At 40.7% G+C, this 24358-nt stretch carries 26 protein-coding genes; 24 read left to right on the forward strand and 2 right to left on the reverse strand.

Features of this window, described 5'->3' with window-relative positions:
- Positions 1 to 335 precede the first annotated feature (335 nt).
- The 22 genes from AAHF05_RS22640 (at position 336) to AAHF05_RS22745 (ending at position 19371) form a co-directional block, all read left to right on the forward strand.
- A complete protein-coding gene (locus AAHF05_RS22640; protein ID WP_000041927.1) occupies positions 336 to 1208 on the forward strand; it encodes a hypothetical protein in 873 nt (290 codons plus the stop codon).
- 57 nt (positions 1209 to 1265) lie between these two features.
- Positions 1266 to 1643 (forward strand): hypothetical protein, encoded by a 378-nt coding sequence (locus AAHF05_RS22645; RefSeq protein ID WP_000120822.1) that lies wholly within the window; start codon positions 1266 to 1268, stop codon positions 1641 to 1643.
- A gap of 60 nt (positions 1644 to 1703) precedes the next feature.
- Entirely contained in the window at positions 1704 to 2681 is a 978-nt protein-coding gene (locus tag AAHF05_RS22650) for a hypothetical protein (protein WP_000810361.1), read from the forward strand.
- Between the two features lie 57 nt (positions 2682 to 2738).
- Positions 2739 to 3797, forward strand: coding sequence for an AAA family ATPase (locus tag AAHF05_RS22655; protein ID WP_000063335.1), 1059 nt, complete (start codon positions 2739 to 2741; stop codon positions 3795 to 3797).
- 131 nt (positions 3798 to 3928) lie between these two features.
- Complete coding sequence (locus tag AAHF05_RS22660) at positions 3929 to 4102, forward strand: hypothetical protein (RefSeq protein WP_001176645.1); 174 nt, start codon at positions 3929 to 3931, stop codon at positions 4100 to 4102.
- Positions 4103 to 4165: 63 nt separating this feature from the next.
- A complete protein-coding gene (locus AAHF05_RS22665; protein ID WP_000174396.1) occupies positions 4166 to 5293 on the forward strand; it encodes a DUF3150 domain-containing protein in 1128 nt (375 codons plus the stop codon).
- Between the two features lie 76 nt (positions 5294 to 5369).
- Positions 5370 to 7376, forward strand: coding sequence for a VWA domain-containing protein (locus AAHF05_RS22670; RefSeq protein WP_000762700.1), 2007 nt, complete (start codon positions 5370 to 5372; stop codon positions 7374 to 7376).
- A 72-nt stretch (positions 7377 to 7448) separates the two neighbouring features.
- Positions 7449 to 7670 carry a hypothetical protein gene (locus AAHF05_RS22675; protein WP_000192120.1) on the forward strand — a complete coding sequence of 74 codons (222 nt, stop codon included), beginning with the start codon at positions 7449 to 7451 and terminating at the stop codon, positions 7668 to 7670.
- A 113-nt stretch (positions 7671 to 7783) separates the two neighbouring features.
- Positions 7784 to 9016, forward strand: coding sequence for a toprim domain-containing protein (locus tag AAHF05_RS22680; RefSeq protein WP_000220379.1), 1233 nt, complete (start codon positions 7784 to 7786; stop codon positions 9014 to 9016).
- Between the two features lie 269 nt (positions 9017 to 9285).
- Positions 9286 to 9807 carry a hypothetical protein gene (locus AAHF05_RS22685; RefSeq protein WP_001011130.1) on the forward strand — a complete coding sequence of 174 codons (522 nt, stop codon included), beginning with the start codon at positions 9286 to 9288 and terminating at the stop codon, positions 9805 to 9807.
- Between the two features lie 78 nt (positions 9808 to 9885).
- Positions 9886 to 10764, forward strand: a complete 879-nt coding sequence (locus AAHF05_RS22690; RefSeq protein ID WP_000762003.1) for a hypothetical protein — start codon at positions 9886 to 9888, stop codon at positions 10762 to 10764.
- A gap of 69 nt (positions 10765 to 10833) precedes the next feature.
- Complete coding sequence (locus AAHF05_RS22695; RefSeq protein WP_000691119.1) at positions 10834 to 11769, forward strand: hypothetical protein; 936 nt, start codon at positions 10834 to 10836, stop codon at positions 11767 to 11769.
- Between the two features lie 68 nt (positions 11770 to 11837).
- Positions 11838 to 12758: a hypothetical protein gene (locus tag AAHF05_RS22700; protein ID WP_000991697.1), complete on the forward strand. Its 921-nt coding sequence runs from the start codon at positions 11838 to 11840 to the stop codon at positions 12756 to 12758.
- A gap of 66 nt (positions 12759 to 12824) precedes the next feature.
- On the forward strand, positions 12825 to 13763 hold the full coding sequence (locus AAHF05_RS22705) for a hypothetical protein (RefSeq protein ID WP_000472041.1): 939 nt from the start codon (positions 12825 to 12827) through the stop codon (positions 13761 to 13763).
- Between the two features lie 171 nt (positions 13764 to 13934).
- Positions 13935 to 14891, forward strand: coding sequence for a hypothetical protein (locus AAHF05_RS22710; protein ID WP_000149830.1), 957 nt, complete (start codon positions 13935 to 13937; stop codon positions 14889 to 14891).
- A gap of 263 nt (positions 14892 to 15154) precedes the next feature.
- Entirely contained in the window at positions 15155 to 15430 is a 276-nt protein-coding gene (locus AAHF05_RS22715) for a hypothetical protein (RefSeq protein ID WP_001004200.1), read from the forward strand.
- 44 nt (positions 15431 to 15474) lie between these two features.
- On the forward strand, positions 15475 to 16065 hold the full coding sequence (locus AAHF05_RS22720; RefSeq protein WP_000578891.1) for a hypothetical protein: 591 nt from the start codon (positions 15475 to 15477) through the stop codon (positions 16063 to 16065).
- Between the two features lie 7 nt (positions 16066 to 16072).
- Positions 16073 to 16330 (forward strand): hypothetical protein, encoded by a 258-nt coding sequence (locus tag AAHF05_RS22725; RefSeq protein WP_001371933.1) that lies wholly within the window; start codon positions 16073 to 16075, stop codon positions 16328 to 16330.
- A gap of 73 nt (positions 16331 to 16403) precedes the next feature.
- Positions 16404 to 16940: a hypothetical protein gene (locus AAHF05_RS22730; RefSeq protein ID WP_000107167.1), complete on the forward strand. Its 537-nt coding sequence runs from the start codon at positions 16404 to 16406 to the stop codon at positions 16938 to 16940.
- A gap of 16 nt (positions 16941 to 16956) precedes the next feature.
- Positions 16957 to 17403 (forward strand): hypothetical protein, encoded by a 447-nt coding sequence (locus AAHF05_RS22735; RefSeq protein ID WP_000549069.1) that lies wholly within the window; start codon positions 16957 to 16959, stop codon positions 17401 to 17403.
- A gap of 90 nt (positions 17404 to 17493) precedes the next feature.
- Positions 17494 to 18456 (forward strand): DNA replication terminus site-binding protein, encoded by a 963-nt coding sequence (locus AAHF05_RS22740; protein ID WP_000119428.1) that lies wholly within the window; start codon positions 17494 to 17496, stop codon positions 18454 to 18456.
- Between the two features lie 9 nt (positions 18457 to 18465).
- Positions 18466 to 19371 carry a hypothetical protein gene (locus tag AAHF05_RS22745; protein WP_001198595.1) on the forward strand — a complete coding sequence of 302 codons (906 nt, stop codon included), beginning with the start codon at positions 18466 to 18468 and terminating at the stop codon, positions 19369 to 19371.
- Positions 19372 to 19672: 301 nt separating this feature from the next.
- Here AAHF05_RS22745 and AAHF05_RS22750 read toward each other — a convergent pair whose 3' ends face one another.
- Entirely contained in the window at positions 19673 to 20848 is a 1176-nt protein-coding gene (locus AAHF05_RS22750; RefSeq protein WP_000795949.1) for a tyrosine-type recombinase/integrase, read from the reverse strand.
- 169 nt (positions 20849 to 21017) lie between these two features.
- Between AAHF05_RS22750 and AAHF05_RS22755 the strand changes: the two genes are divergently transcribed.
- Both AAHF05_RS22755 and AAHF05_RS22760 read left to right on the forward strand, forming a co-directional pair.
- Entirely contained in the window at positions 21018 to 21230 is a 213-nt protein-coding gene (locus AAHF05_RS22755) for an Hha/YmoA family nucleoid-associated regulatory protein (RefSeq protein ID WP_001285422.1), read from the forward strand.
- A gap of 360 nt (positions 21231 to 21590) precedes the next feature.
- Positions 21591 to 22673: a hypothetical protein gene (locus tag AAHF05_RS22760; RefSeq protein ID WP_001232447.1), complete on the forward strand. Its 1083-nt coding sequence runs from the start codon at positions 21591 to 21593 to the stop codon at positions 22671 to 22673.
- A 165-nt stretch (positions 22674 to 22838) separates the two neighbouring features.
- Here AAHF05_RS22760 and AAHF05_RS22765 read toward each other — a convergent pair whose 3' ends face one another.
- On the reverse strand, positions 22839 to 24338 hold the full coding sequence (locus AAHF05_RS22765; RefSeq protein WP_001284318.1) for a helix-hairpin-helix domain-containing protein: 1500 nt from the start codon (positions 24336 to 24338) through the stop codon (positions 22839 to 22841).
- Between the last annotated feature and the right edge of the window lie 20 nt (positions 24339 to 24358).

Here is a 24358-nt window from a genome sequence, read left to right on the forward strand (position 1 = left end):
TCAGCTCCCAAATTTGAGTAACTTTGCTTAAAGTTACTTTCGCGTTAAGCGTTGATTTAGCCGTGAAAAGCGGCCAGCTTAAACAAGCTGTAAGACACCACCGGCAAAATGTCACCTTTGTCGCTGGTGCACTTCCCATGCCTGCAAAAGGCAATCTGAATTTACCAAACCGTAACTAATTTAGCTCCTCCTGGGGCTATTTTTGTTGCGTACTTCTAATGCCAGATAGTATAAATCAGGCGGTTCATAGCTTACGGGAGATGAATGACAGGCTTTGCCTTCGTGTTGAAACAAAAATTTGTTTCTTCCTTCTTACTATATATAGGTGACCCCAAATGTCTAAAAATAAAGCTCGCAGTAAAGCCCTTCATCAAACCTTTAGTGAAATTATTCCAGAGATGGATAAGGCGCTAAACAAACAGCTCTTAGAAGTTCTGATGAAATATACAGAACGTGATAATGAACTGATTGTTATTTTGAATGAGGACGGCCCAAATATCATTGAACTTAAGTCTCTTAAGCCTGTGTCTTTGTTGGCCGAAAAGCTTTCTGCTTATTCAAGCTATTATCATGTGGATGTTGTGGAGCTCGTGGTCAAGAAAATTGATTTCGAAGGAGCTTATAAGCTTCTTAAAGCTTCCCCAGATGTACCACTTTTTAAAAGCTTAACTGAACTGGATAAATATCTTGTTGAGGAGTTTGAAAAATACGGATTAAATTCATTTCTTGACGTGGATAATCTGGATTACTCACTTGAAAAAGCCAGTGAACTCAAAAATGAGCAGTTAATAAATTGGGTTTCGGACATCATTTGCAAACGTGAAAAATTAACTTTACGTAAGCGTTTTGATGTCGCAGTAAAGGCCCACTACGAAAATGTAGAAAAAATGTATGATACCATTCGTCCGTTAATGAAAAAACTGGGTTTCCCAGAAGATCTCATGACGCACACCTTTAGTGAGTTAAGCGTTTTTGAAACTAAAGGATGGGACCATGCAATAAAATCGAAAATTGAGACTCTCGCTAAGCGTGAAACTCAATATTTAGATGATGCGGCTAAAGCAGAGAATCGACGTCTTGTAACAGAGAAGTTGGAGAACTCTTTAGCGATTGCACCAACTAAACCAACAAGAAATTGGTTACATATTGCCGGAATTGCCTGTTTGGTAGTCTGCACGTTCATGTATGTAACTAATAAATTTATTTAATCCTGTTAAGGGGGAACCCTAACGGGGCTTCTCTTTGAACAAATCGAGGAGCGGAAAATGTCATATCTTGAATATATCAATGAAGTAAAAGTGTCCGGGATAGTTATCAGTGCTGTGGAGAAAAAAATGACTGACCAGAGTATAGGTTTGTTAATAAAGCTCAAAAATAGGATGAAGACAGAAGTTGATGGTGAAATCACTGAGAGAGAATTTTCAGTTCAAATCAAGGTGTCGCCTGAAATGTATTCAACCTGTTTCACTGGTATAAATCAGGGTGATGAGTTGATGGTCTCCGGTTATATTGTTGTCGATACTATTATGATTGAAGGGAGAGAACATCCTCTTGACTACATGAGAGTGGTAGCAACAAGTAAGTTGGCTCACATACCTAAACCTCTAAAAGGTTTTGGACAAAGTAGCTTTAATCAGATCTGACATTAAACCCACCCTAAAGGGGAGAAATCCCTTCATGGGATTTCTCCTTTTGGAGTCCCCATGAAACAAAAATTTAGGGCTACTGCAATAAGTAGTAATCAACTTAGTTTTTTTTCTATATTCGATATAGATGAAGATGAAATAACGCAAATAGTTGATTCACCCAAAGAGCATTTAAATGATGCATACACGTCCGGATTAAACTTTAAATCAGATGAAAGTAACATTTCTGAGATAAATTATGATTCTGAAAGGCGTGAAAATCACCTTTATGAAAAATCCAAATTACTTAAAAATCAGATTTTGCATACAATTAATTTTGCAGCAGAAACAGATTATCTATATTCGGTTGAAGAATATAACCCAGATTTGGGTGGTCTGGTAATAGAATGGACCCCTGAGGATGTGTATGTTGTTTTTCTATCCGCTATGGAAGAGTCTTTGGAAATCATTAAAGAACTAGTGTTGAGGAGAAAGTTATTCTTCAAAGATGACAATGGTAATATCACAGTGAATCCACTTTTAGAAGCTGAAACACGGTGGTATATGTCAAAATCATTTGAATACACTTGTTTATCTCATGGACTTGATGCATGTGAATTTAGAGCGGAATTAAAATCATGGCTCTATTATCATTCGCATCGTTCGATTAGTGAAAACACGAAATTAGCTGAATGCAGGAATGATGATGAAATCATTTTGCATGATTGCAATGACGATATGGGCTGGGACATCTTCTTTGATCAGGATTATTTAATGTCAGAAAAAAAACTGGCTGTTAAATGGACTGACAGGGAAATTATGGATGTTTACATAAAAGCTTTTAAATCCACATTAGAGTTGTTTGACGAGCTTGTTTCATGTGATCTGTTAACTAAACGAAACGCTTTTGGCAAGTTAGAAATAAATCCAATATTCGAAAATCATTTTGAATGGATCATGTCTGAAGCTTTTGAAATAGTGGGAAATCATCTTGGTTATAATGTGCCTCAAATCAGGAAACTGATGGCAACTATTTGCCAAATGAATCTCAAATAAAATGCCACTGGCAAACATCTGCCAGAGGGCGGTGTTTGCATTTTACCGGAGTTAAAAATGTCTAATGCCGCTATGAAGTTAAATGAAACATCTTCTGATGCTTATGAAAAATTAGAAGCTCTTCTTTCCCCGGATGTTATAAAGTTAAAACATTATGTGGATAAAGGTGAGTATCTTTTAGTTCTAGCAAAGGACCTTTTTGGTATTCCAGAAATGGATCCAAAGATGGCTGTGCCTGTTTTCAAAACTAAAACCTCGTATCGAGCTCCGCTGAACAAAGACTACATACCAAATCCCCGAATACTTGAACAAGTGGTTAAACTGCTTATCAGTCCGGATATAGATTTAAGTGTGTGTCTTAAAGGTGAGTCCGGTTCTGGCAAGACTGAAATGGTAATGTACATTAGCCACATGATGAATTGGCCGCTGACAATTAAGCAGATCAACAGCAATATTCGAGTTGATGAGCTTGAAGGTGAGCGCAGTCTTAATGGTGGTAATACAGGTTTTGTACACAGCGATTTGGTAACGGGATTTCGTAATGGTCACCTCATTCTTCTGGATGAAGTGGACAAAATCGATCCTGATACGGCAGCAAAACTTCACATGCCCATTGAACGTAAGCCCTGGTCACTCAGTGCTAATGGTGGTGAGGTTATAACTGCTAATGGCTACACGCGATTTATTGGTACTGCAAACACAAACATGAGTGGAGGCGCTCGCCGGTTCGTTTCTTCTCAACGTCAAGATGCAGCTTTTATAAAGCGGTTCTTGATAGTTGAAATGGAGAAGCCCGACAAAGTTGCTTTAACCAATGTGCTTACTAAACGATATAGCTCTTTGCCTTTTCAGGTCATTGAGAAGTTCGTAAGAGTAGCGATTGCAGTAAATGACTCTGGTACAGAAGACAGTGTGATGGATATTCGTCAATTAGTAGCTTGGGTTGGCACGTCGATGACGTTAAAAACCTTTAGTCTTCTTGACACTTTCAAAATAGCTTTTGCTTCTGCTTTACCTTTACATGTGGTCGATCTTGTTCTTCAAGCTATAGATCTTTCTCTTGGCGAAGACAAGGATAAATCGCTGGAGTATTTCACAGCAAAAAAGTCGAGTTAGATGGGATTTGTTATGAAACCTCTGATATTTGTATCTCAGAGTTATCCCATCTTGAATTTAGTGCGTTTTTAAGTACGGATGGTGCTGCTACCATTGCTATAGCAAAAAACGGAACTAATTTTACTGGACTTATGCAACTGAATAACGACTATTCTTTATTGTTTTATCATGATGGTAAAATAAATATGGAAGGTCTAATTAAAGAAATGGAATTAAAAGGTTATATGTATCAGGGAGCAATGGGCAATGATGATGTTGCCGCTGAGTTTCCCGGTATTCTTTTAATTGCACCAGAGAAGCTTTAATATCAACCCTATCGGGAAATCTTTCCCGTTGGGGAGGGTTTCCCCTTTTTTTTGGAGAAACCCATGACTTTAAATACTTCAATGCTTAACAAAGTATCTGCAAAACAAATCTCTGAGAATTTTGCAAAATCATATCCAGATTTACTGGAAGGTGCAGTTATAACAAAAATTGAAATAAGTGGCTGTCAAGGATCGCGTCGAACCGATAAAATCGATTTGTCTTATGATGGAGATGATATTACGGATCAAAAAAGCGTATCTAAAAGCGAAGTACGTTGGATTGACATAAAAGCCCTTAGCTTCAAAAGTACGATTACCAGCAGAATATCAACCCTTTGCTCACGCTTGTGCATCCGCTATAGCAATATGTGGATTTTACCAGTTTCCAGTATGGAAGAGTTTCTGGAAGGGGCCCAAGAGATTGAACGAGAGTTTCAGGCAGGTATTCAAAACGTTGTAGACAATTATGAGATGCATATTGAGGCTGAAAAAAATAGAAGCCCAAGAATGTCTTCTTTGATTGATCAGTTGAAATTAACTAAAGATGATTTCATAAAATCCTTTAGATTTAATATTGCTCACTTTATTCCTTTTACGCCTATTAGCGTTGAAGGTGATGAAACCCAGGACTACTATCAGGAACAATTGATAACAGATCTGGCAGAAGAAGCAATGAGGGTTTATGAAAAAATTAGTAAAAATAATAATTTGCGCTCAAGTACTATTGACCGACTGAAGCAAATGCAAAATAAGATCATTAGCTTCATGTTTATACATAAAGAGGCGGCAGTACTTGCAGAAGCTATAAAACACATAATGAATAATTTACCTAAAGGTGCCATTTCTGAACCTCGCGACGTTGCGGTGTTACAGCAGTGGTTTTATTTCATGAGTGATGCTTCAATGTTAAAGCGTATTATTTCAGGAGAGCAAAAGGTTACTGACTGGTTGGAATCTATTACCAGATCATTTAATCAAAGCTCACAAACAGAACCGAACGCGCTACAGAACACAGGTATTGAAGCTATTTTAGATTCAACAAATGTGTTTCAGGTTGAACCTGTCGTAGAGAACGATATAAAAAACAGCACGTTTTCAAACACTGATTCTGTAGCTGAACCTGAGAAATCAGTTTCGCAACAGGAAGACAATGCTGAAAATGGTTTTGATATCGAGCTCAAAGGCTGGTAACTGTTTGCTTTATTAAAAACCCCAGATGGGTACTTCACCATCTGGGTGAGTACCCCTTTTTATAAAGAGGTATTCTATGAAATTAGATCTTAAATCATCGCCGCGCCATATTAAGCGTTTACAGAATATAGCAAAAGTCATTAGCGGCTTAGGCGATGTAAGAGTTGTAATAGACGACAATACCAAAGGACCGTATTTTGATCCTGTCAATAAAGTTTGTGTTTTACCAAACGGCGATTATAGCGATGATGACTTTGTCAGTCTGATTGAAGGTTTTACCTGTCATGAAGCTGGTCATGGTCGCTATACCGTCAGTGAGGTTTACAGTGACGCCTTTAATAGTGTTCTCATGTCATCTGAAGGGTTTACACGCTTCGATGACGGAATGAATGCAGAGTTTGAGAGCCTCGCTGAGAAACGTAAAGCTTATAGCAGGGCAAAACGTCTTACCGGGCTTATAAATCTGTTCGATGATGTACAGATGGAAGAGAAGGTTGGTAACGATTATCCGGATGCAAAGCGGCGGCTTGCAGCCACTTACGCACTGATGGTTAAAGCCGGAAGGATGACTCCTGATATATCTTCTCGTCCGGAAAATCCTGTCCTATTTATTGAGTGGTATCTGCTTAACTCATTGCGAGTAAAAGTCCTTCAGCAGGTAGGTCACAAAGAAACCCTCGATCCGTTTTTTGACTATGCCCAAAAGATACTTTCTCCAGTAATTTCTGATGTTGAGGAAATTTTTCATGATGCTCTTGGTTGTGAAAATACTCAGGGCTGTGAATCCCTTGCTCGTAAGACCCTGGCTCTTTTAGAGAGACTGCGGGATGAGGCAAAGGAACAACAGCAGCAGACAGAGCAGGAGGAGCAGGAGGCATATGATGAATCCGAGACCGATACCGATACCGAATCAGAAGATAAATCGCTTACGTCGACTGATAGTCGTGAGGATGATTCTGAGGACGATAGTGAAGGTCAGGCAGATACTTCCGATAACGCTGATCTTGCTCAAGAGGGATGTTCTGAGCCTTCAGAACTTGCTGAAGATAACGAGGGAAATAATGAACCCACCGGTGGCAATCCCACGGGTGATAACATTATTGAAGACGATACTGATGCGATTAACCCTTCCGAGAGTGAATCAGATGAAGCCAGTTCGACTAACGTTGAAGATGAAAGTAACTTTTCATCGGCTCAATGGGAGATACTGGCAGATTTGTTGGATGCCTTTCTTAGCAGTGATGAGGATAGCGAAGATTATCACGATGCTTTGGCTAAAGAGATTGAAGGTATTGCATCAAAAGTATCCGATGACGTGAAAGCCGAATTCGGTGCTTCTGAATGGGATATCCCTGATCTCCTTATCGATTTGAATGTTTACAATGAGGCTTTGTCTCTGAGTCATTCAATCGGTAGCGACTTGTCTGTTTTACAGCAGGTTAAAATGCGTGGCCGAAACAAAACTCATGAGCGTGGAATTACCTTCGATGGAAATCGATTAATTCTGTCACAAATGGGAGTTCGTGATGTCTTCAGAGCTCAAAGCGAATCTAAAAATAGAGGGCATGTTGGCCTCGTATTAGTTCGTGATATTTCAGCGTCAATGGCTAATGATGAAAGATATATTCATGCCATTAAGTCAGATCTTGCTTTATCGATGGCCGCTGAAAGTTTGTCAAAAATGCATGTCTCCAATATAGTTTTTCCCTTCAAGGAAAGTGAATTTGAGATTATCAAAACGTTTGATCAAAGCGTTGAGGAATCTCTATCGAAATTCACTCTTGGATGTAAGGGTTATTATACCCCTACGGGATCTGCTTTAATGGCAGCTGTTGATCTGTTACTTGACAGCCAATTCGATAGGAAAATAATTTTTCTTATAACTGATGGTTATCCGAATAAATCGGAATTTACTATCGTCGAAGTTATGGAAAAGGCTAAATGTAATGGAATAGAAATCGTTGGTGTTGGTATTAAGACTGATGAAATAATTGGTTTTGAAACGGACACTTTCGTAACAGTTGATGATACTTCTTTATTGTCTATTGAAGTCAGTAAGCTAGTTCATCAAATACTTTCTTAATAAACTCTACCCAATCGGGGCAAAAAGGCCCCGGTGGGTCTTTTTGCTCCATGAAGGAATAAGGAGCAAAATATGACTCAGATAAAAACTTACCGTGTAGAACATGAAAAAGTCGGTGCGATGCATAAAGTCCGTATTTTCGGACGTGTTGGTGAAGTTATAAGCAATGATAGCCCTCAGGAAAGAATCTTCCGCGAAGTCACTATAGCGGAGGGTAATAGCCAGCAGGCTGCGTTACTTGTAGATAACTACATACAGCGTCTTGAGAATAATGGCTTCACGACTGAAGCATAAATGTTGAGGGCCCCCGGGCCCTCTTTCTTAAATTCTGCGTTGTGGGTTTCTCCCTGTCTTCTGCACCGCAGAAGGCATTGAGAAACTCACAATGCCAGATAAGAGAGATCATCATGACTTATGCATCCCCGGCTCTTCGTCGTAAACCACAGGAAGTATCTGAACACTTTATTAAACTCGTTCATGCTCGAATTGCTGAAGTGTCTGGCTGGAAGTATATATTCGAAAGAATACCTGCTTTCAAAGACGCTTGTGCAAAAGCCCCGAGCCAGGTTCCTTGCCCGTTTACTGGCGCAGGGAAATCGAAGTTTCGTTTCCGACAAAAAGACCTTTATACCGGATGTGCGATCCATAATGACTTTCCGGTAAATGAGTTTTGCGACGGAATTGATGTTCTGGCGAAATATTATGAATTAAGTAAAACGCAGACTTGCAAAAAGATTCTCTCAGATTTTTTCGGGATGGATCTGCATGCTCCGTTAACTGACGCCGACATTGAAAATGAACGACGCTATAAATCAGCAGTTCGTGCCACAGAAACTCTTGACCGAGAGGAAGTGGCAAAGCGAATGCGAAAACTTGATGTGATGTATCACTATACCGGTGAAATAAAGCCTAATACTCCTGTTGCTTTGTACCTCCGTAATCGTGGGATCTCCCGCTTACTGAGTCACTTACCAAAGGATTTAGGCTTTAATAACCGGATCTACTATTGGGATAAAGATAAGCAGAAATCGATTATCTATCCGGGAATGATTGCAATCTATCGTGACACCCGAGGTCGGCCTCTGACTATCCATAGAACATACGTAGACAAAAACGGTGATAAGGCACCTGTAGAAAATCCAAAGCTGATGATGAAGCCTCCTGCCGATATGACAGGTGGCTCAATTCAGTTGTTTGACCCTCACTATGATTCAGGTAGTTCGACCTGGACACTGGGAGTGGCTGAAGGGATCGAGAATGCGCTTTCTGTTGTAGAAGCGACTTCAACACCATGCTGGGCAGCCAGCTCCGCATGGTGCCTTGAAAACGTTACTGTTCCTGATTTTTTACTGCCTCCGCCGGATGTAAAATATATAAACTTTTATATCTGGGCGGATAAGGATATTGCTAACTCACAAGGCACTCGTGCCGGTATCGAAGCTGCTCAGCGACTTCAAAGCCGCATGGTTGAGTTTTTGGCTAAACGATATCCCGCATCAAAGCTGACAATTGAAGTCTTCGAACCAGCACAAGATATTCCTGATGGGAAAAAGGGTATCGACTGGAACGATGTTCTCCAGTTAACAGGGCAGGATGGATTCCCGATTCACTGGGCTCCTGAATGTCTTAATCAGCTGTAACAACGATAACTCCCCCGCATTTTGCGGGGGGGGTTATCTTATCAATATTATTTTTTAAATTGTATTGATAAGATAACCGCTTTCCTTCGTGATAATTACCTGCCTTTAAGGTCTTTTCACGGCTGAGATGCTTGCTCAGTTAAATAAATGTGCGGTACTACTGGCTATGGTCGGTTGTATGACATGGTTATTCCATAAACTATTAAAACCCATAACGGGAGTATTACCGTTATGGTGATGCTCGTCGTTTTACATCGGAGAGCATTTTAATGAATTTTCAAACTAACGAAGTTTTTAATAAATTTGCTGCTGTTATAAAATCGCGCATCGTCAATGAACCATCGTCATGCTATTTGCTGCATGATAATGAGATAGATATAACGATTTTGAAACATGGCATATTAGAAAATGACAGAAACCTGTTGTACGTAGTTCGTCCTTCAGGAACGTGTTTGTTGCGTTGTGACAAATATTTCTATCCGAAATATTATCTTCGTTGCCGTGGAGATTATAAGTCATTCATATATGTCCATCTTGATCTACATAGTGGTGAAGCTAAAGAAATCACATGGGAGCAAGCAGACGATATGCTGTCTAGTCCAGGAAAACCCCCATTAAAAGGAAATCTTGGACGATTTGAGTATATAAAAGTTGTGGTTGAGGACCTTCGTATTCGAGGTTACGCTGATTATCTTCCTGCGTATAATCTTGATGACCTTCGCCGTTTTGCCTTACAGGACGACCGCCCATCCCTTGTCAGATACATTGACAATGTAATGGCAACGGTCTGATTGGTTGCTAATTGATTTACATATTTTCCCTGATGGCCAACCTGCATCAGGGAGGCCTCAATAACGACTGGAGGCTGTATGAAGTTAGCTACGGACCTGGTAAAAGCTATTTTGATTAGAAATGGTGTTGAACCAGTAAATATAAGCGAATCATCTAAATTATCTTTGAAACAACCACTGACAGAACTTAAATTCAGTTTATATTTGCGAACTGAGCATTTATCTCACTTCCTACCCGGTTATGTTTATTCTATAAAAGAATGTCCACTGTCATATGACATCGGGATCGAAATTCAGAAAATCTTCGAAAGTTTACATTTGTTAAACGAAGAATTTGAATCCCTCGGTTTTGTTTCTGTATGGATAGAAATGCATCAAAGCATTTTTGAACAAAGTCGGTTTAAGAAAAGTAACTTTACTTTTCGGGAGGAAGAGGTCGAGCTTGCTAAAGGGCTTGTTTGTTCTCACAATTCACAAATAAGTAATGCGGCTTATTTCTGGCTTCAGCACTTTGAGGAGTTTATGATTTATGTTCGTAATAAGCTTATCGACCTCTTTCGAGAGGCCTATGACCTGATCCTTGGAATGCAGCAAGTATTTTTCATTCGGGAAAAGGAAGAGCTGTTGAAAACTATAAGTTATGGGGATGACCTGTATGAGGTGAAATTAATGGCGGCTGAGCTTTACTCTATCGAACAGAACTTAAAGTGTTCTGAATCGATAAGTACAAAATCTCAAGCTTCGGCATATATTAACCGCATCCGTGAGTTTGTGCGTTCGGGGTGGAGGCAGGGCTATATAGTCTGCCATCATAAGCGAAGTAATCAAATCTCATCATTGTCATTACCGATGTACTTGAAAGATACGTCAGGCCGAAGTGCTCGAAAGCGAGTAAAACGTCTTATATCTTCTACAGTTTGTGGTAGAAATAAAGATTTAGGTCTTACAGATTTTTAATTAAATTATACCCATGTGGGGATCACACCCCATATGGGAGTGATCCCTTTTTTATTGAGAGAGGATCACATGAAAATTATCGAAAAAATCATTAATGCCTTTTTGGTTGTTCAACATAAAAAAATACAGGTTAAAAACATTACATTTTTAGACAATGGGCAGGGCATGTTCTCTGGTATGTCTTTTGATGCTGATGTTTCACTGGAGTTTATGTATGAATCAGCAAAAGCATATAGTTCTTGTTTCTGTGATATTCCCTTTCCAGGTTTTGAAGATGCAAATCTGGAGGAAATTACGAAATTTCAATTAGATGCTTTGAAGCAAAGAAAGAATCATTCTTTCATTGTTAACCATTTGAGGTTTCCTATAGTTTTAAGGGAAGGGTGCAAAATCGAAAGAGGAGAAGTCTATTCAATTTCGAATTGCACTTATAATAAAGAAAGATTGCAGTATCTTTTTTCTCAGGATATTTACGGTAAGTTGTATAATTCCTTAGAGAAAGAATTAAGCTCGTTTTTCTCATTTATCAATGTTGAGGTGCACGAGTTGTTAAAAGATGCTGTATGCTTTGCATTAAAAATCCTGAATAAGATATCTTTGGATACACCTGAAAGACTTATTAAAGCTTTTAATTATCGTGACTGGTATTGTAGTTACGATGTTGAGCTTTTTAGGAAAGGCTTACCTGGTCATATTCTGGAAGAGCTCATTGCTCCAGATATCTTACTTTCAGACCTTAACGGTTGTAGAAAAATACTTAGAAATGCAAAACGATTTCTAAATGGACATACAAAAACCAATTGTGTTTATATTAAATATGAATGGTGGTTGGGGCCTGTGGATACCTCACACTCAGCTAAGTTGATGTCTGACAAAGAAATTAACAACCGAAGTGACTTGAAGAATTTTTCAAAGGTCTTTTTCAAAGAGTGTTTAAGTTCTGGTAAGTCGGAATATGAAAACCATCTTAGTGAAAAAGAACATGCGCTTCGCTACAATTATTAATTAAAATTATTTTCTCCCATAGGGATTTCTCCCTTTGGGAGAAATCCCTCTATTAAGAGGGTATTTAAATGAATGCGATACAAAAGTTAGTTGAATCTATTCTTGTTAAAATGGGTTTTGTTGGCGCTGTAGTGGAAAATATATATTTGGATTCAAAACCATTTCGGCATATTCGATTTGTGGCTGATATTCCAGTAATATCTTTTCTACCTCATTTGGTGAAATATCTTAAGGGCGCAGACCATCTTTACTGTGGTAACGATGATTTGCATCCTCTTTTCATTTATTTTTCCGAAGCGGCTACATTAAAAGCAGGCCCTGTAAATCTCGCGAACTTTCGTTTTGAAGTTTCTATAGCTTCAACTCATTTACGACTGGTCTCAGAGCAGCCTGATTTGCTTATCAAAGGATTTAACCGGGATAATCTAGAATACGTTTATTACCGCTCAGATTTGGCCTCTAAGGATCTTATACTAGGCCTTGTTGAACACGGTTCTCCTTTCATAAAACATCTACATGGACTTATACAAAAGCGAATTTTAAACGAGTTCTCTCTGATTTTTTCTGTTCTTGAAAAGATTTTAGAAAGCGCGAAGCCACAAATTCTTGCTTGCTTCCATAGTGTTGATTATGAAATGAACGTAAAAATAATAGCCGAAGCTATACCTGAAACTGTATCTAATCAGATAGTCACATCTGATTATATAGTTAATTCTATATCAGATGCGGACAAGTTTATAAATCATGTTCGTCGCTATTTAGCAGGCAGGGTAATGAAGAGGCGGATATACGCTGAATTAGATGTTTGTGAAGAAACATCAAATATTTCACTAGTGAACTTAGGATGCTTTACGTCTCCTCTGCTCGTTACGGAATATCAAATGTTTAAGCCACACTCTTCAGGGTTATATCGAAAAGCTATAAACAACTCCTTAAAACAGTTCAAACCAGAAATGCATGTACCTTCTGAAGAACTCTTTTATAATTAATCTAACCCATCCGGGAACTTGCTTCCCGGTGGGAAGCACTTCCTTTTTAGTCATGAGGTAGTGTAAATGTTTAAAGAATCTGACCACGTGGAATTTGTTAGTGCCTTTCTTTATCAAAATTTAGGCCTTAATGTTCCCGCTGACGATATAACCGTTCAATTATCTGATACTTCGTTCGACAAAGTAACCTTTGATTACGATGTAGATATCGATAATTTAAATTGTATGTTGGATCTCTACATATCTGAACTAATAAAGCACAACGCATCTTACTCCGATTCTATTCTTTTGAAACAAAAAATAATTTATTTTCTTGGAGTATTTAAGAATTTCGGATTTTTTACGTTTGATATTCGCGGATATAGTAATACTTTAAGCCCAGTTAAAGTTATTGATATTGTTTCAATGATTATTAATGACTGTGAAGAGTTATCTAAAGCTAATTCTTCTACTGATGCTATAAGAAATCTTTATCTCGATAAAATGAAGGTGGATGGGAAAGTGTTAGTTGCGAAATTTGCACTTAAACAGTTTTTTCATTCCGACTTTGGTGACTTTATCTCATTTGTCGAGAAAAGAATTACAGATTGTCTTAATGAAACTTTAAGGATTATCAAAGCTGTTGAACATGGCTTTGTACGTGTTGGGCAGCATAAGATTAATCGCCGTATTAATGATGACTTAAAGTTATGCATTGATTTCAATACTGATGATTATCCGGCAAATATGCCAGATATATATATTAAGTTTAACGATACATTTGATGGGAACGGGGCGTTATATTGTGACAATGATGCCCTCATATCCCTCTATACCGATGTTGCTTCAATTATCAATGTGCCGGTGATGATGGAAGTAAGATTGATCAATAAAAGAGGGCGTGTTGTCTGTGATTCTTCGCATTCAACTTACGTATCTCTCGAAAGTAATGACCGATACAGAGTAACTGATCGCACATTACTAATAACTGAAGCTTTTGACGATTTTCGTAACGCGTCTCAATGATCCTTTTGCTTCAGTCCAAAAAAGTAACTTTGGTTGGCTGAAGACACTTGTCTATGACAATGTAAAATCTGTCGCTGGCATCTTCTTTTAGCTTAACCAAACTTTTATCTAACCCAGTGGGGAAGTCGCTTCCCTTCTGGGGCACTTCCTCTCAAATTTGAGGTAGTGTATATGACACATTCATCTGATGATAAAAACTATGTCCGAGCAGTTCTGAGCTATCTTGGCATAGATTTTGATGAGGCGGATATAGTATTAAGTGTTTGCCATTGTCAAAGTGACGAGCTTTCTTTTACCTGTAATATCAAAGCTATTGAACTCAAGAATGCTGTTGATTTATATGTCGATAGTATCTCTGAGAATGAAATAGAAGCTTTAAACAGAGAATCTTTAAAATCTCGACTCTGTTACTTTCTTGAGGTGTTTGACGCAGTCTCTGGTCAGTACCTTGAGATTTCAGGAAAACACTTTGCAACTAGCCGTTTTGAATATGATGATGTTTGTAGTGAAGTTCTTAGCATGTCTAATGATGTTTCTCAGTCGAAAGGTTATGACCGGGATGAATATAACAGACTGATGCAGGTTGATGGTCAGGTTATGATTGCCCGTTTTGCTTTGCAACAGTTCTGGGATACTCATTTTATTGGACTAATAACATTTGTATCTGAGTCTATAACATCGAGCCTCTATAAAGCTTATGAAACTTTTAGTGATATAAGTTTGGCTTGCTATAAACTGAGTGAATATTCTTATTCACGCTCTATCAACAGTGAATTGACCCTTAATATTTCACTTAAAGAAAATGACTTCTGTGAGGACCTATCTGATTGCTATATGGAAGATGAGGCTTTACCTTCTGGTAGGGTAATTTCTCGACGCAACAATGACTCCATAATAAGTATTTATGAGAGCTATGCTGCGGCTTCTTATATTCCGATGATTGCATCTTTGGAAGTCGTTGATGAATACGGCGAAGTGGTTACTGACCTCTGCCATACCGTTTATGTTTCAGAGTTAACCGGTGGGCGGATTAAAATCCACGACCGTAATGACTTAGTATCTGAAGTTTTCGATAACCTAAGAAATTTAAATCTTGCAGTTGGAGATTCAGTTTCACAAGCTGCTTGATTCTTTCCCTGATTTTGATTTTTTCTCACATACTCTTATGGCACGGTTTCCGTGCCTTTTTTTTGCCTCGCTTACAAGCGTCTACTCCTCTTCTACCTATCCCACCTTACATCACCACTTAAAATCTATCTTTCTAATTCCATTATCCTTTTCGTAGCCTCTAATGCTCTGGTATGAACATACTCTTTAAACTCAAAAAAGTGCTATTAACGAAAAAAAATCCCTAAAGAGATTTGTATACTGTTCTCAACCAAGGAGAGCTCATGAATGAACTAAAATCCAAAAACGAGAACAGTACCAAAAGCAACTTTCCCCCGGTTGATAATCAGTTTTGCTTTTACCATGTTGATTTCAGCATAGAACGACTACTTTCAACGGCCGAGGATCTCCAGTTTGAGTACATCTTCCAGAAACCTGGAAGTGAAGTAAGAAAGGATTTGGTTGAGCGATTCGAACGTGGAGAGCGCTTTGTTACAGCTTCACACTGTGACAATTTCTGTGAAATCCTTGGTTGTCAAGGCCATCAGGAAAATGCATAAACCCATAAACCTACATTTCCACTTTTAAGGATGTTCACTAAAGAATGATTGGAGAAAGTATTTTTGACTGGGTAATTTACGGAATATCCATTTTGATATTTGCCTCAGCACTAATTGAAGGAAAGACAACTCGCTACCCAGCACTTTTTTTCTATGGGAGTTTAATTTTAATGTTAATCCTGATAGTTGCTGGAGGCCTTAACTGGTGGTTCTACAGGTCAAAATATGGCGCAGTAATCGTTATCTTCACAGTGGTCTCTTTACTGATGACTCGATTCCGCCTGGTCATATATAAATTAAGATTAAGAAAGTTAGTTTCAGAAATCAGATTTCGTATAAAAACGGGTTTTCGTATAATTCTTGTTTTGTCGGATAATGAGGATGAGCGTAATGTTCTGCTGTCTATGCTTAGCAACGTATTGCCAGAGCAAACGCTTATTCACACGCGTGATGCTCTCGGACCTCATTCAGAGCCTATCCTAAAAGCTCTTGAGCTACATCATCAACAGGGAACAGGTTACATACTCGTCTGTGAACAACAAATCTCAGCGCGTACGTGGTTGAGTATCGTAGAAAATGGGAAACCTGATACATCTATAGCTGTTAATTTTCATTCGATCCCAGAAATGGAGTGATTTTTCAATGAGTAGAACCGTTTCACAAAGTGTCACAGAAGATTGTCTTTTTGATACCCGCACACAAGTCAGATTACAACTAAGTCGAAGCGTTCATAAAACGCTGGCATCTGCTAAAGAAATTTTACAGGGAAGGGGGGTTGATTCGGTCTCTATTGAAGATCTTGTGCGAGCCTGTCTTGAAGAGAACCAGCCAATTGATCTAGCCTCACTTTACCTTGAAAATCTCTTAAAACAGAAAGGTACCAGCATTTGCGATTTTTAGTGTTTTCAAACCTATTAGATAAAATGCCGGTTGTGTTTATATAACATCAATAATTTCATGCAACAGGTAAAACATGAGTACTCAAAAGCAACTTTCCAGAACTACCGGCACTGAACGTATGTTTAAGGAAGAGCTGGCGTTATCCTTAATTTGTTGGGTTTTCACCAGTCCTTTTACCAACTGGACCGATAAAGTCTTCAGTGGTATTGAAGTTCCGTCTGAAGGACCGTCATCATTACGGGGTGAGACAGAAAAATTCTTTCGTTTTGTCGTTAATGAAGAAGGCTACGACGCAGGAAGGGCTGCTATTGGTCTTGACCTATGTTGTTTTTCACTTCCGTTGTGTTTGTTCCCGGACGCTGCCCTGTCTGAGGAAGAGGTTATGAGTAAGTTAACCGGAGAAGTTATCCATGGAATTCTTCTTTCCTTACCTGAGTTTATTGATATGCCAGAAGTGCTCGCTTACCAGGTCAGGGATGAAATTCTTGCTTTTAACACTCGCTGTGGAGACGGGATCTTTCATGGTTGGAACACGGCTTCAGAATTGTGGAAGTTTGAAATCTTTCCCCGCACCACCATCATGATGCAGCATACTTCGGCAATACATTAAAATTAGGCGGGGCAGAATGCATAAAAAACTTTTTCTTCTCGAATGGAAACCCTGTCAGAGCCGCGTATGGGCCGGTTGGATGGCCCTGTGGTTGACTATCAGTTTTCTGATGTTATCTGCCTTGCTTATGACAGATCATCTCCTGAACAAAGTCATCCTGCCGCCAACATGGTTGTTGATCTGGTTTTCGCCAATGCTGGGGTTTTTGATAAAAGTTCGCGTCGTCGAAACTCAACATTTCCTGGAGCATGACCTCTGTGTTGCAGGTTTCTCTTTTTACCGCTGGAAGAGGTTAGTTTCTCCCGGGCTTTGGTCAGTTGACTGTATAAATGGTCGTTTTCGCCTCAATCGGATCACCCAGGTGGGTAAGACTATCCACTATCCATGGCGTCTCCATTATCATCCTTTGTTCATGAGCCCTATCGAACATAAATCGCATGCTGTGAAAGCTGTTTCAAAATGACTTCTTTAGAGGTTTACATGACATTTATGTTCTGCAAGGTCAGCCTGGGCAGCAAAATTGATTGGAAATAACATGAGCCTGGAGAAACGTATGAGTTATGACGATTTGCCCTATTTTCGTGACCAGATTCTGGAACGCATCGACTCGCTCAAGTGTTTTCTTTCGAACACCCCCCCGATGATGGCAAACCTGATGACTGTCTCCACCGTATCTAGAACAGAAGAGCGCTTGAAGCAGGTTAAACCCATCAGGGTTAGTATTAAAGACGATGCTTCGGTTGAGGAAATTATTCAGGCACTTACTGACATCTGTGTGGATGACATAGAGTCATTAAGTCATGATTCCACCAAAGTAACCACTAAATACCCGGGTCTAATCATTGTCCCCGAAAGAGCAGATCTTCTCGAAAGCTTGATCACTTCTATAAACGAAGCAAAAAATGATTTTGCTGCGGCAATGAGGCGTATCGATAATAAAAAGAATGTCCGTTTTGATAAAGTGCACAAGAAGCTCCCGGGCCTTGTCGCTATGCACTCAACAAGAAATATCCTTTTCATCAAGTCCCAGCTTAAAAAAGTTACTTTTTCATGGCGGCTAAACCGAAACCAGGAAGTTAAAACAGCAGAGCAACTTGTGAGTTTGTTGGAGCGCAGGAGAGCCTCAGAAGTAAAAAATGTAGCAACTACCAATTTGAATGTCGTGTCTAATATCGATAAGGCTTTACACCGTCTTGAATTTCACCCACTGAAGCAGGGCGAATCTTATCGCCTTTGTCGAACTAACTCTTTCCCTGTTCCGATTGCTCACATTTTTGCATTTAGGCCTGAAGGGCAGGAACGAAACGGGAATAAATATGCTGAGACTGATTATTCAGTAGTAAAAGCATCCTTGCCCATTTTCGCAGCAGGCAACATACCTCAATTAAAAACGCTCTCTGACTGGGCTCCTGAAAACAGCCAGGGTCCGTCCAACCAACGGAAGCTGAGCCTGAAATATACAGAACTCGTGCCGGGGGCTGAGCTGGGCATTTTCATTGTCAGCCCCGAAAATTAAGGAACAACAATGCAATGGATTTCCACAGCCAGCCAGAAAATCGATGAGCGTCTCTATCGTGTCTGCGTCTGGGTAAAAAAATATCACGCTGATGCGATTAACCGCGTTGTGCTAACCGTTGATCTAAGTAAAGCCCGACATGACCCTGACGAGGACCAGGTAAGAGCAGAGCTGCTGTGCGGCCATTATTTTTTGCTTCGTAAGGAAAACGCTTCGAACTCTGCGCCTGACGATCAAAAGTTTGCTTTCCTGCCTGACGGGCGCAATCTGTGTTGGCAGACCGCAACCCCGGTGCTTCAGCATCTCCTACTCAATAAAAACGTTCCTGAGTCGCTGAGGTTGCTTACGGACTACATACATATGCGTCTGGCCAGGCTGACAATGGTACCTATGTCCGGAACCATCATGAACGAGGCTCTGCTGGACAGCATCAGCTGGGTTAAGGTGGATTTGACCTACTTCTGGCAGTACGAACAGCTCAGCTCTCATCTGGGACCCATCCAGATAACCCACAAGGCACTTGTACGCTTCGGGCACCTGGCAAAGAATGATGAAAACTCCAGTGCCATAAGAATTCTGCGTCAGCGTCTGTCTTCAGAATTCTTACAAGAATTTCAGATGGCTGAGGATGAGCTAAAGCGCAAACAGTCGTTGATGGGCACCATGGACGTGAAAATGCTGTTTCATGCTCATTACCCCAGCCAGAAGATGCTGGTGGCTCGATATAAAAATGGTTGGGTAATGGTGGATTGTTTTCTGTTTCACCATACCAAACCTAAGAAAAAAGCAAAAAACAAAACTACTGTGGCTAAGCCTCAACTTAAACAGACTAAAAGAGAAGGGAGTGAAAATGGAACTGGGCATTATGGTGTGCATCGTGTTGTTACTCTCAGTGGCGGCGGCGTGGATCAGTAATAAGACAGTTGATTTGCTCGAAAGATTCTATTTCAAGCGTCCGCTGAGCATGGAGTACGCGGCATGGCTACGTGTAATGTGTGCAGGCTTGTTATTAGTTTTTATTCAGGTTGCTCCCCAATTTACACTCCTGTATACCCTTAAACTTGTCACGCTTATTAATCTTGGAATCCAGACAATGAAATTAAATGGCGTGTACAAATATAAAAGGACGGGAATTTTGCCTCCGGGAGGGGCACTCTCTAATCTCACCAGACTTAACCCGTTCAAGAAAAAATAAAGTTATGCGCCCGTGAGGGCGCTATTCATCAAAGGCATTTCGCATAAGCTTGATCATGGCTTTTTTACCAGCTTCAATATTGCGAATGTAGCGCATAACCATTTCTTCATTCGACCAGTTCCCCATTTCCATAATCTGTGGTAGCGAGTAACCTTCAATATCCAGCTGTATCGCACCGCCTACACGAACGCTGTGCCCTGTCCAGTAACGGGTTTTAGTCTCATTTGGATAAAGCTCATTCCACATTTCTTTAAATGCCCGTAAAAGGGAATTTTTGCTGAGCATACCGGCATCGTCCACAGTGTCTTCCTCATCTTCATCGTTCAGAAGACTTTGTTTAGCACGGTAGGGCAGGTTATGCCGTTTAAGAAGCTCAGATAGCTCATTCCCTTTACTCCGAAGCTTCCAGCCGGGTGGCATATAGCCTGTATCATGGAAATTTACGGCCTGGAAAAGGTATTCATCCGGATGACTGTGCTGATCCATTTTCACAAGGTTCATCAATCTCAAGAGGCAGTTAGTTAACTGACGTGTCAGCCGGTAGGTAAGAAGTGTACTGATGTTCGTTTTTGTACGGTATACCGTCAGGTTAAATTCACCGGTCATACTATCCAGAGACAGATCTTTCAGACGTATACGGCGAATTTCGGATGAACGGAGCAGTGTTTCAAAGCCTGTCCAGATCAGGCACAGGTCACGAAGCTTACGAACTGAGTTTGTAGTACTGCGTAACTTTATCAGAGCCTTGAGATCGCCAATAAGAAAGGGAGTTGCCTGTTTAGTCGTCTTTCGCTTCCGGGCTTCCGATTGTTTTAAGGCTTCCAGCATGTACCATGCTTCAGACGTAATAATCCCGGGCAGGTTAAGCCCTTTTTTATGGATACTGTTTAAGGCCTGAAGACAGCTGTTTATGCTGCTTCGTGACAATTTGCCTTCAAGATGCCCCATAAACGCCAGCAGAGCTTCCTCAGACACGGGGAGCGAACTTACTGGCCAGTCTGTATGCAACCGGGCATTCGCCTGATACCATTCGTTCCATACTCGTAGCCAGTGCAGATAGGTTTTAGCTGTGTTGTATCTCAGATGGGAAAAGTAACGGATCAAGCGTGAAAGCTGTTTATCATGGTTGCCGAACGTTTCCAGCTGCTGATGCAATTCGCTTTCCGAAAACTGTCTGATCACTGATTGATTCTTCATCCTGCTCACCGGGATACACTGGTTTTATTTACAGTCATTTTAGCACTCATGTACCTGGTTATGAACAGGGTGGAAACAACGAAAAAGGTTGTGAAATCGTTAGGCTTAAGTGAAAAATGATATTAAGATTATCCCTGGCCAGTTGAGGCCTGTCTAAAGAAGGTTGATTATGTCTGACACAAAGCAGTCTTATTTAATGAAATTCCGTAAGTGTAGTTCGTTCGAAACGCTCGAAAAAGTATTTGAAAGGTTATGTGAAAAAAACTCGGGTGTCGCCTCTCTTGAAATTTCTGGTGCTTATGATCATCGTAAAGCTGAACTGACAATGAAAAAGTTATATGACAAAGTTCCTGCGAGTGTGTGGACCTTTGTTCGCGAGTAATTATTGATATTGGCACAACAAAAAGACTGTGTCTGGATTTGAAAATAGTTTATGCCCCTTTCGGGGCTAAAGGCACTGTAATAGCCTGTCTTTTTAACTTTCTTATTAAGTTCGGAGAAAGACTTTAATCATAAGCCAAGCCCACTGCTAAATACATCCGATATTCTCCTTAATTTTAGAAGTTGTGATAAAAGTTACTTTACCTAAACTTCTCTCTCCATATTTGTAAGGCTCTCATTTGATTCTTGTCAAACATTAATCTGGAAAACTAAAAAATCATTTCTTTTAATTCGTTTTACAGAAATCCTCCTCCGTTATTTCGGATATAGTTTGAATAATTATCAAAAACGGGGTGCAGCCATGCGTAAGAGTTACACATTTGGTATTCCATTTGGACTCCAGAGAGAATCAGGACTCTTTTTAGATATTACAGAGGTCAGCCGGGGTATCGACTGTAACTGCATCTGCCCCGCTTGCAAAACTGATCTGTTAGCAAAGCAGGGGGAGGTCAAGCTTTGGCATTTCTCACACAGTACTGCTGTAGCCGGTGACTGTGATGGTCTGATGGAAGCCATCCGGGGAAAAATTATTGAAGTCATCAACGAGCACCAGGTTCTTGGTTTCCCAAATCTTCTCGCTGGCGACGATGGTGGGCCGGTTTCACTGAATGAGGTTATTGGAAGCGGCAGTATGTTCGGAGGCACAGCTGATCTGTTCGTAAAGGTTAATGATTTATGTGTGGCCGTCTTTCTGGACAGGGATCGTAGCATTTCTGCGAAGTTAACCTTTGACCACCTTCATCCTTCCGAAAGAGTTGCCGCATTGCGTATCGATCTTCCAGATATTGAATATGAAATCAGTCAGGTGCAGCTCGGGCGACGTAAAACAACATACAGTGAGTGCATTGAAAGCCTGATCATTGATGAGACCAGTTCCCGGGAATGGCTATATCATCCATTAATGCATGAACTTGAATCTGAACCTCTTCAGGAGTATCGGGGACGGGAGCCTTCAGAGGAAGGGCCTCTTCTTCAGCGCCTTGCTGACTGTAAGATGAAATTGCCTGATATCCTTCCGGGCAGTCATAACGCGTTAGTCAGGTTACAGCAGGATACGATTGTATGTCTGTGTAGGTTAACGGTTCGGGCTTATGACATCGCTCAGACCGATGAATTTCCTTTGTTCCTTCGCTATTTCAGGTTGCACTGCCTGGAAAACAGCGAACATGTCAGTTACGAAAGACTGATCTGCTGGCAGGAAATGATTTCAAAAACCCAGGAAGGCCAGTCCTTGACACAAAACGAACTTGAATATCTTCATGAGATTGTCCGCATCGCCTTATACAATCACCGGCTTAACAATGTCAGTATTTCAGATGTTAAAAACCATGACACAGGAAAGGAGAGCGGCAGGGTAGAGCCACAAAACTATTCACTCTTATAAATAAATTGGGCTTTGCGCATTAAACCCTTGCCGCAGGAGGTGTACCGCATATCCGGCACAGACAGTCAGTTTTTCTGGCAGCTTAAATTTGACACAGCTTAATATAGTGATTCATTAAACAGGTTCAGTATGCTGCCAGAACGTTTTAGTCGTTATGGGCGTCCGTTAGTTTTCTACTAACTGAACGACGACCAGCCTGCCGCCTTCCTCCTTTGACAGAACAAACTGAGCGTTATTCGTCAGTTCAATTTTTTCCCCAATGGCAATCTGTCGTTTATCCGGTAATGACATAAGCCCATTTATGCCTTCATTTACTAACCACCACTGATCGTTATGGAAAACAAAATACCCAACTCGTTTCCTTTGCAAATCGGTTGTACGCTCATTTGGCGCAATGAGGCGATTCACATGCCACGCATAGATTGACTGCCCGCTCCACACCATCAACCGGTGGTCGTCAGGACGATAACTGCCTTCCTTTCGGGAAGAATATAAATTTAGAACCGGTAATTTACCCTTGTATGGCGTACCGCAGTAGGGACAAACCGGCTTTGTCTTACCCGAGAAAACGTACCATTTCTGTTCACACGCCTTGTTCTGGCAGGGCTGTATCAGATCGACTGTTTTAACCAGGGCGCTTTCCCACTCATCGGCGGTCGGGCGTTTAGTGGCATCGTGTAAGCCATCTATAAAGGCGCGCTCAAACAAAGGTGTCAGATAAGGGCCCATGATGGTGTAAGGAATTTTCTCCGGGTCAGCCCAGGGCAGTGAAAAGGACGATAGCTGACTGACTTTGACTGCATTGCTTTTGTCTGTCGGATGTTCAATGAAGAGTGCCTTCTCACCCATAGATAAGGTCTCATCACGTACTTCATCCGACATGTCATGTATTTTTCCGCCACGTAGCGGATGACGGAAGAACAGATACATGTAGATAAGCACCGACAGCGCATGACGGTCAGTAGTAATGCTTGGCAATACGCGGTTCGGATCCTCTTTGGAAAGATGACTGGTTTTCACCACTTCCGGAGCGATAAAATCCGGGGTGCCCACCACGTCGGGAGGATACTTTCCAGGGACAACCAGGCCGTCTACGTCAATGATGCAGGCATGTCCCATTTCTGGATCGATAAGCACGTTTTTATAGCTTAGATCGCTGTGACAGAGACCTGCCGCATGCATCCTTCTGACGGCTCTTGTCAGCAGCAGACAGACCTTGAGATAGGTAAGCGTATTGCCTCGTTCACGTGGGTCGAGAAATTTGTTCTGGTTGCTGGCGCTGGCAAACCATTTGCCTTCCTTTTCACGACCTTTTATGCCAAGAAAATCATCGTTTTTAGAGCCGTATTTAAAGAAAAAGTAGCTTTTGTAGGTTGGAACCACGATGCCGATTTTATGCCCATGCTCAACAACATGGGTCGGCCAGCAAAACAGGTCCTTCCAGTATTCACCTCCGGACTGGCCAAAAATGTTTTGCCTGTAGCGTCCGGTGATCATATCAATCCGATCCCGGGCCTGCTCGTTCTGCGGTTTATGATAAAAAGCGACGACGTATGATTTATCAGGCGAAAAGTAAACATCCTTCATCGAGCCCGAACCAATTACCTCGTCAACATACTGGACTGTTTCGCCGTCCTTTGTTTTGCACGTAACGATATTTGCCATATTGATCACCGAAAAAGCGT

The sequence above is a fragment of the Enterobacter adelaidei genome (assembly GCF_041937165.1).
GTDB classification, from domain to species: Bacteria; Pseudomonadota; Gammaproteobacteria; order Enterobacterales; family Enterobacteriaceae; genus Enterobacter; species Enterobacter adelaidei.

Bases quoted from the DNA above. Each gene is read 5' to 3' on its own strand.
- AAHF05_RS22675 (WP_000192120.1), top strand. From the start codon at position 7,449: ATGACTCAGATAAAAACTTACCGTGTAGAACATGAAAAAGTCGGTGCG.
- AAHF05_RS22640 (WP_000041927.1), top strand. From the start codon at position 336: ATGTCTAAAAATAAAGCTCGCAGTAAAGCCCTTCATCAAACCTTTAGT.
- AAHF05_RS22735 (WP_000549069.1), top strand. From the start codon at position 16,957: ATGCATAAAAAACTTTTTCTTCTCGAATGGAAACCCTGTCAGAGCCGC.
- AAHF05_RS22705 (WP_000472041.1), top strand. From the start codon at position 12,825: ATGTTTAAAGAATCTGACCACGTGGAATTTGTTAGTGCCTTTCTTTAT.
- AAHF05_RS22725 (WP_001371933.1), top strand. From the start codon at position 16,073: ATGAGTAGAACCGTTTCACAAAGTGTCACAGAAGATTGTCTTTTTGAT.
- AAHF05_RS22730 (WP_000107167.1), top strand. From the start codon at position 16,404: ATGAGTACTCAAAAGCAACTTTCCAGAACTACCGGCACTGAACGTATG.
- AAHF05_RS22720 (WP_000578891.1), top strand. From the start codon at position 15,475: ATGATTGGAGAAAGTATTTTTGACTGGGTAATTTACGGAATATCCATT.
- AAHF05_RS22660 (WP_001176645.1), top strand. From the start codon at position 3,929: ATGCAACTGAATAACGACTATTCTTTATTGTTTTATCATGATGGTAAA.
- AAHF05_RS22700 (WP_000991697.1), top strand. From the start codon at position 11,838: ATGAATGCGATACAAAAGTTAGTTGAATCTATTCTTGTTAAAATGGGT.
- AAHF05_RS22690 (WP_000762003.1), top strand. From the start codon at position 9,886: ATGAAGTTAGCTACGGACCTGGTAAAAGCTATTTTGATTAGAAATGGT.
- AAHF05_RS22670 (WP_000762700.1), top strand. From the start codon at position 5,370: ATGAAATTAGATCTTAAATCATCGCCGCGCCATATTAAGCGTTTACAG.
- AAHF05_RS22655 (WP_000063335.1), top strand. From the start codon at position 2,739: ATGTCTAATGCCGCTATGAAGTTAAATGAAACATCTTCTGATGCTTAT.
- AAHF05_RS22745 (WP_001198595.1), top strand. From the start codon at position 18,466: ATGCAATGGATTTCCACAGCCAGCCAGAAAATCGATGAGCGTCTCTAT.
- AAHF05_RS22680 (WP_000220379.1), top strand. From the start codon at position 7,784: ATGACTTATGCATCCCCGGCTCTTCGTCGTAAACCACAGGAAGTATCT.
- AAHF05_RS22760 (WP_001232447.1), top strand. From the start codon at position 21,591: ATGCGTAAGAGTTACACATTTGGTATTCCATTTGGACTCCAGAGAGAA.
- AAHF05_RS22695 (WP_000691119.1), top strand. From the start codon at position 10,834: ATGAAAATTATCGAAAAAATCATTAATGCCTTTTTGGTTGTTCAACAT.
- AAHF05_RS22755 (WP_001285422.1), top strand. From the start codon at position 21,018: ATGTCTGACACAAAGCAGTCTTATTTAATGAAATTCCGTAAGTGTAGT.
- AAHF05_RS22645 (WP_000120822.1), top strand. From the start codon at position 1,266: ATGTCATATCTTGAATATATCAATGAAGTAAAAGTGTCCGGGATAGTT.
- AAHF05_RS22650 (WP_000810361.1), top strand. From the start codon at position 1,704: ATGAAACAAAAATTTAGGGCTACTGCAATAAGTAGTAATCAACTTAGT.
- AAHF05_RS22765 (WP_001284318.1), bottom strand. From the start codon at position 24,338: ATGGCAAATATCGTTACGTGCAAAACAAAGGACGGCGAAACAGTCCAG.
- AAHF05_RS22715 (WP_001004200.1), top strand. From the start codon at position 15,155: ATGAATGAACTAAAATCCAAAAACGAGAACAGTACCAAAAGCAACTTT.
- AAHF05_RS22685 (WP_001011130.1), top strand. From the start codon at position 9,286: ATGAATTTTCAAACTAACGAAGTTTTTAATAAATTTGCTGCTGTTATA.
- AAHF05_RS22665 (WP_000174396.1), top strand. From the start codon at position 4,166: ATGACTTTAAATACTTCAATGCTTAACAAAGTATCTGCAAAACAAATC.
- AAHF05_RS22740 (WP_000119428.1), top strand. From the start codon at position 17,494: ATGAGTTATGACGATTTGCCCTATTTTCGTGACCAGATTCTGGAACGC.
- AAHF05_RS22750 (WP_000795949.1), bottom strand. From the start codon at position 20,848: ATGAAGAATCAATCAGTGATCAGACAGTTTTCGGAAAGCGAATTGCAT.
- AAHF05_RS22710 (WP_000149830.1), top strand. From the start codon at position 13,935: ATGACACATTCATCTGATGATAAAAACTATGTCCGAGCAGTTCTGAGC.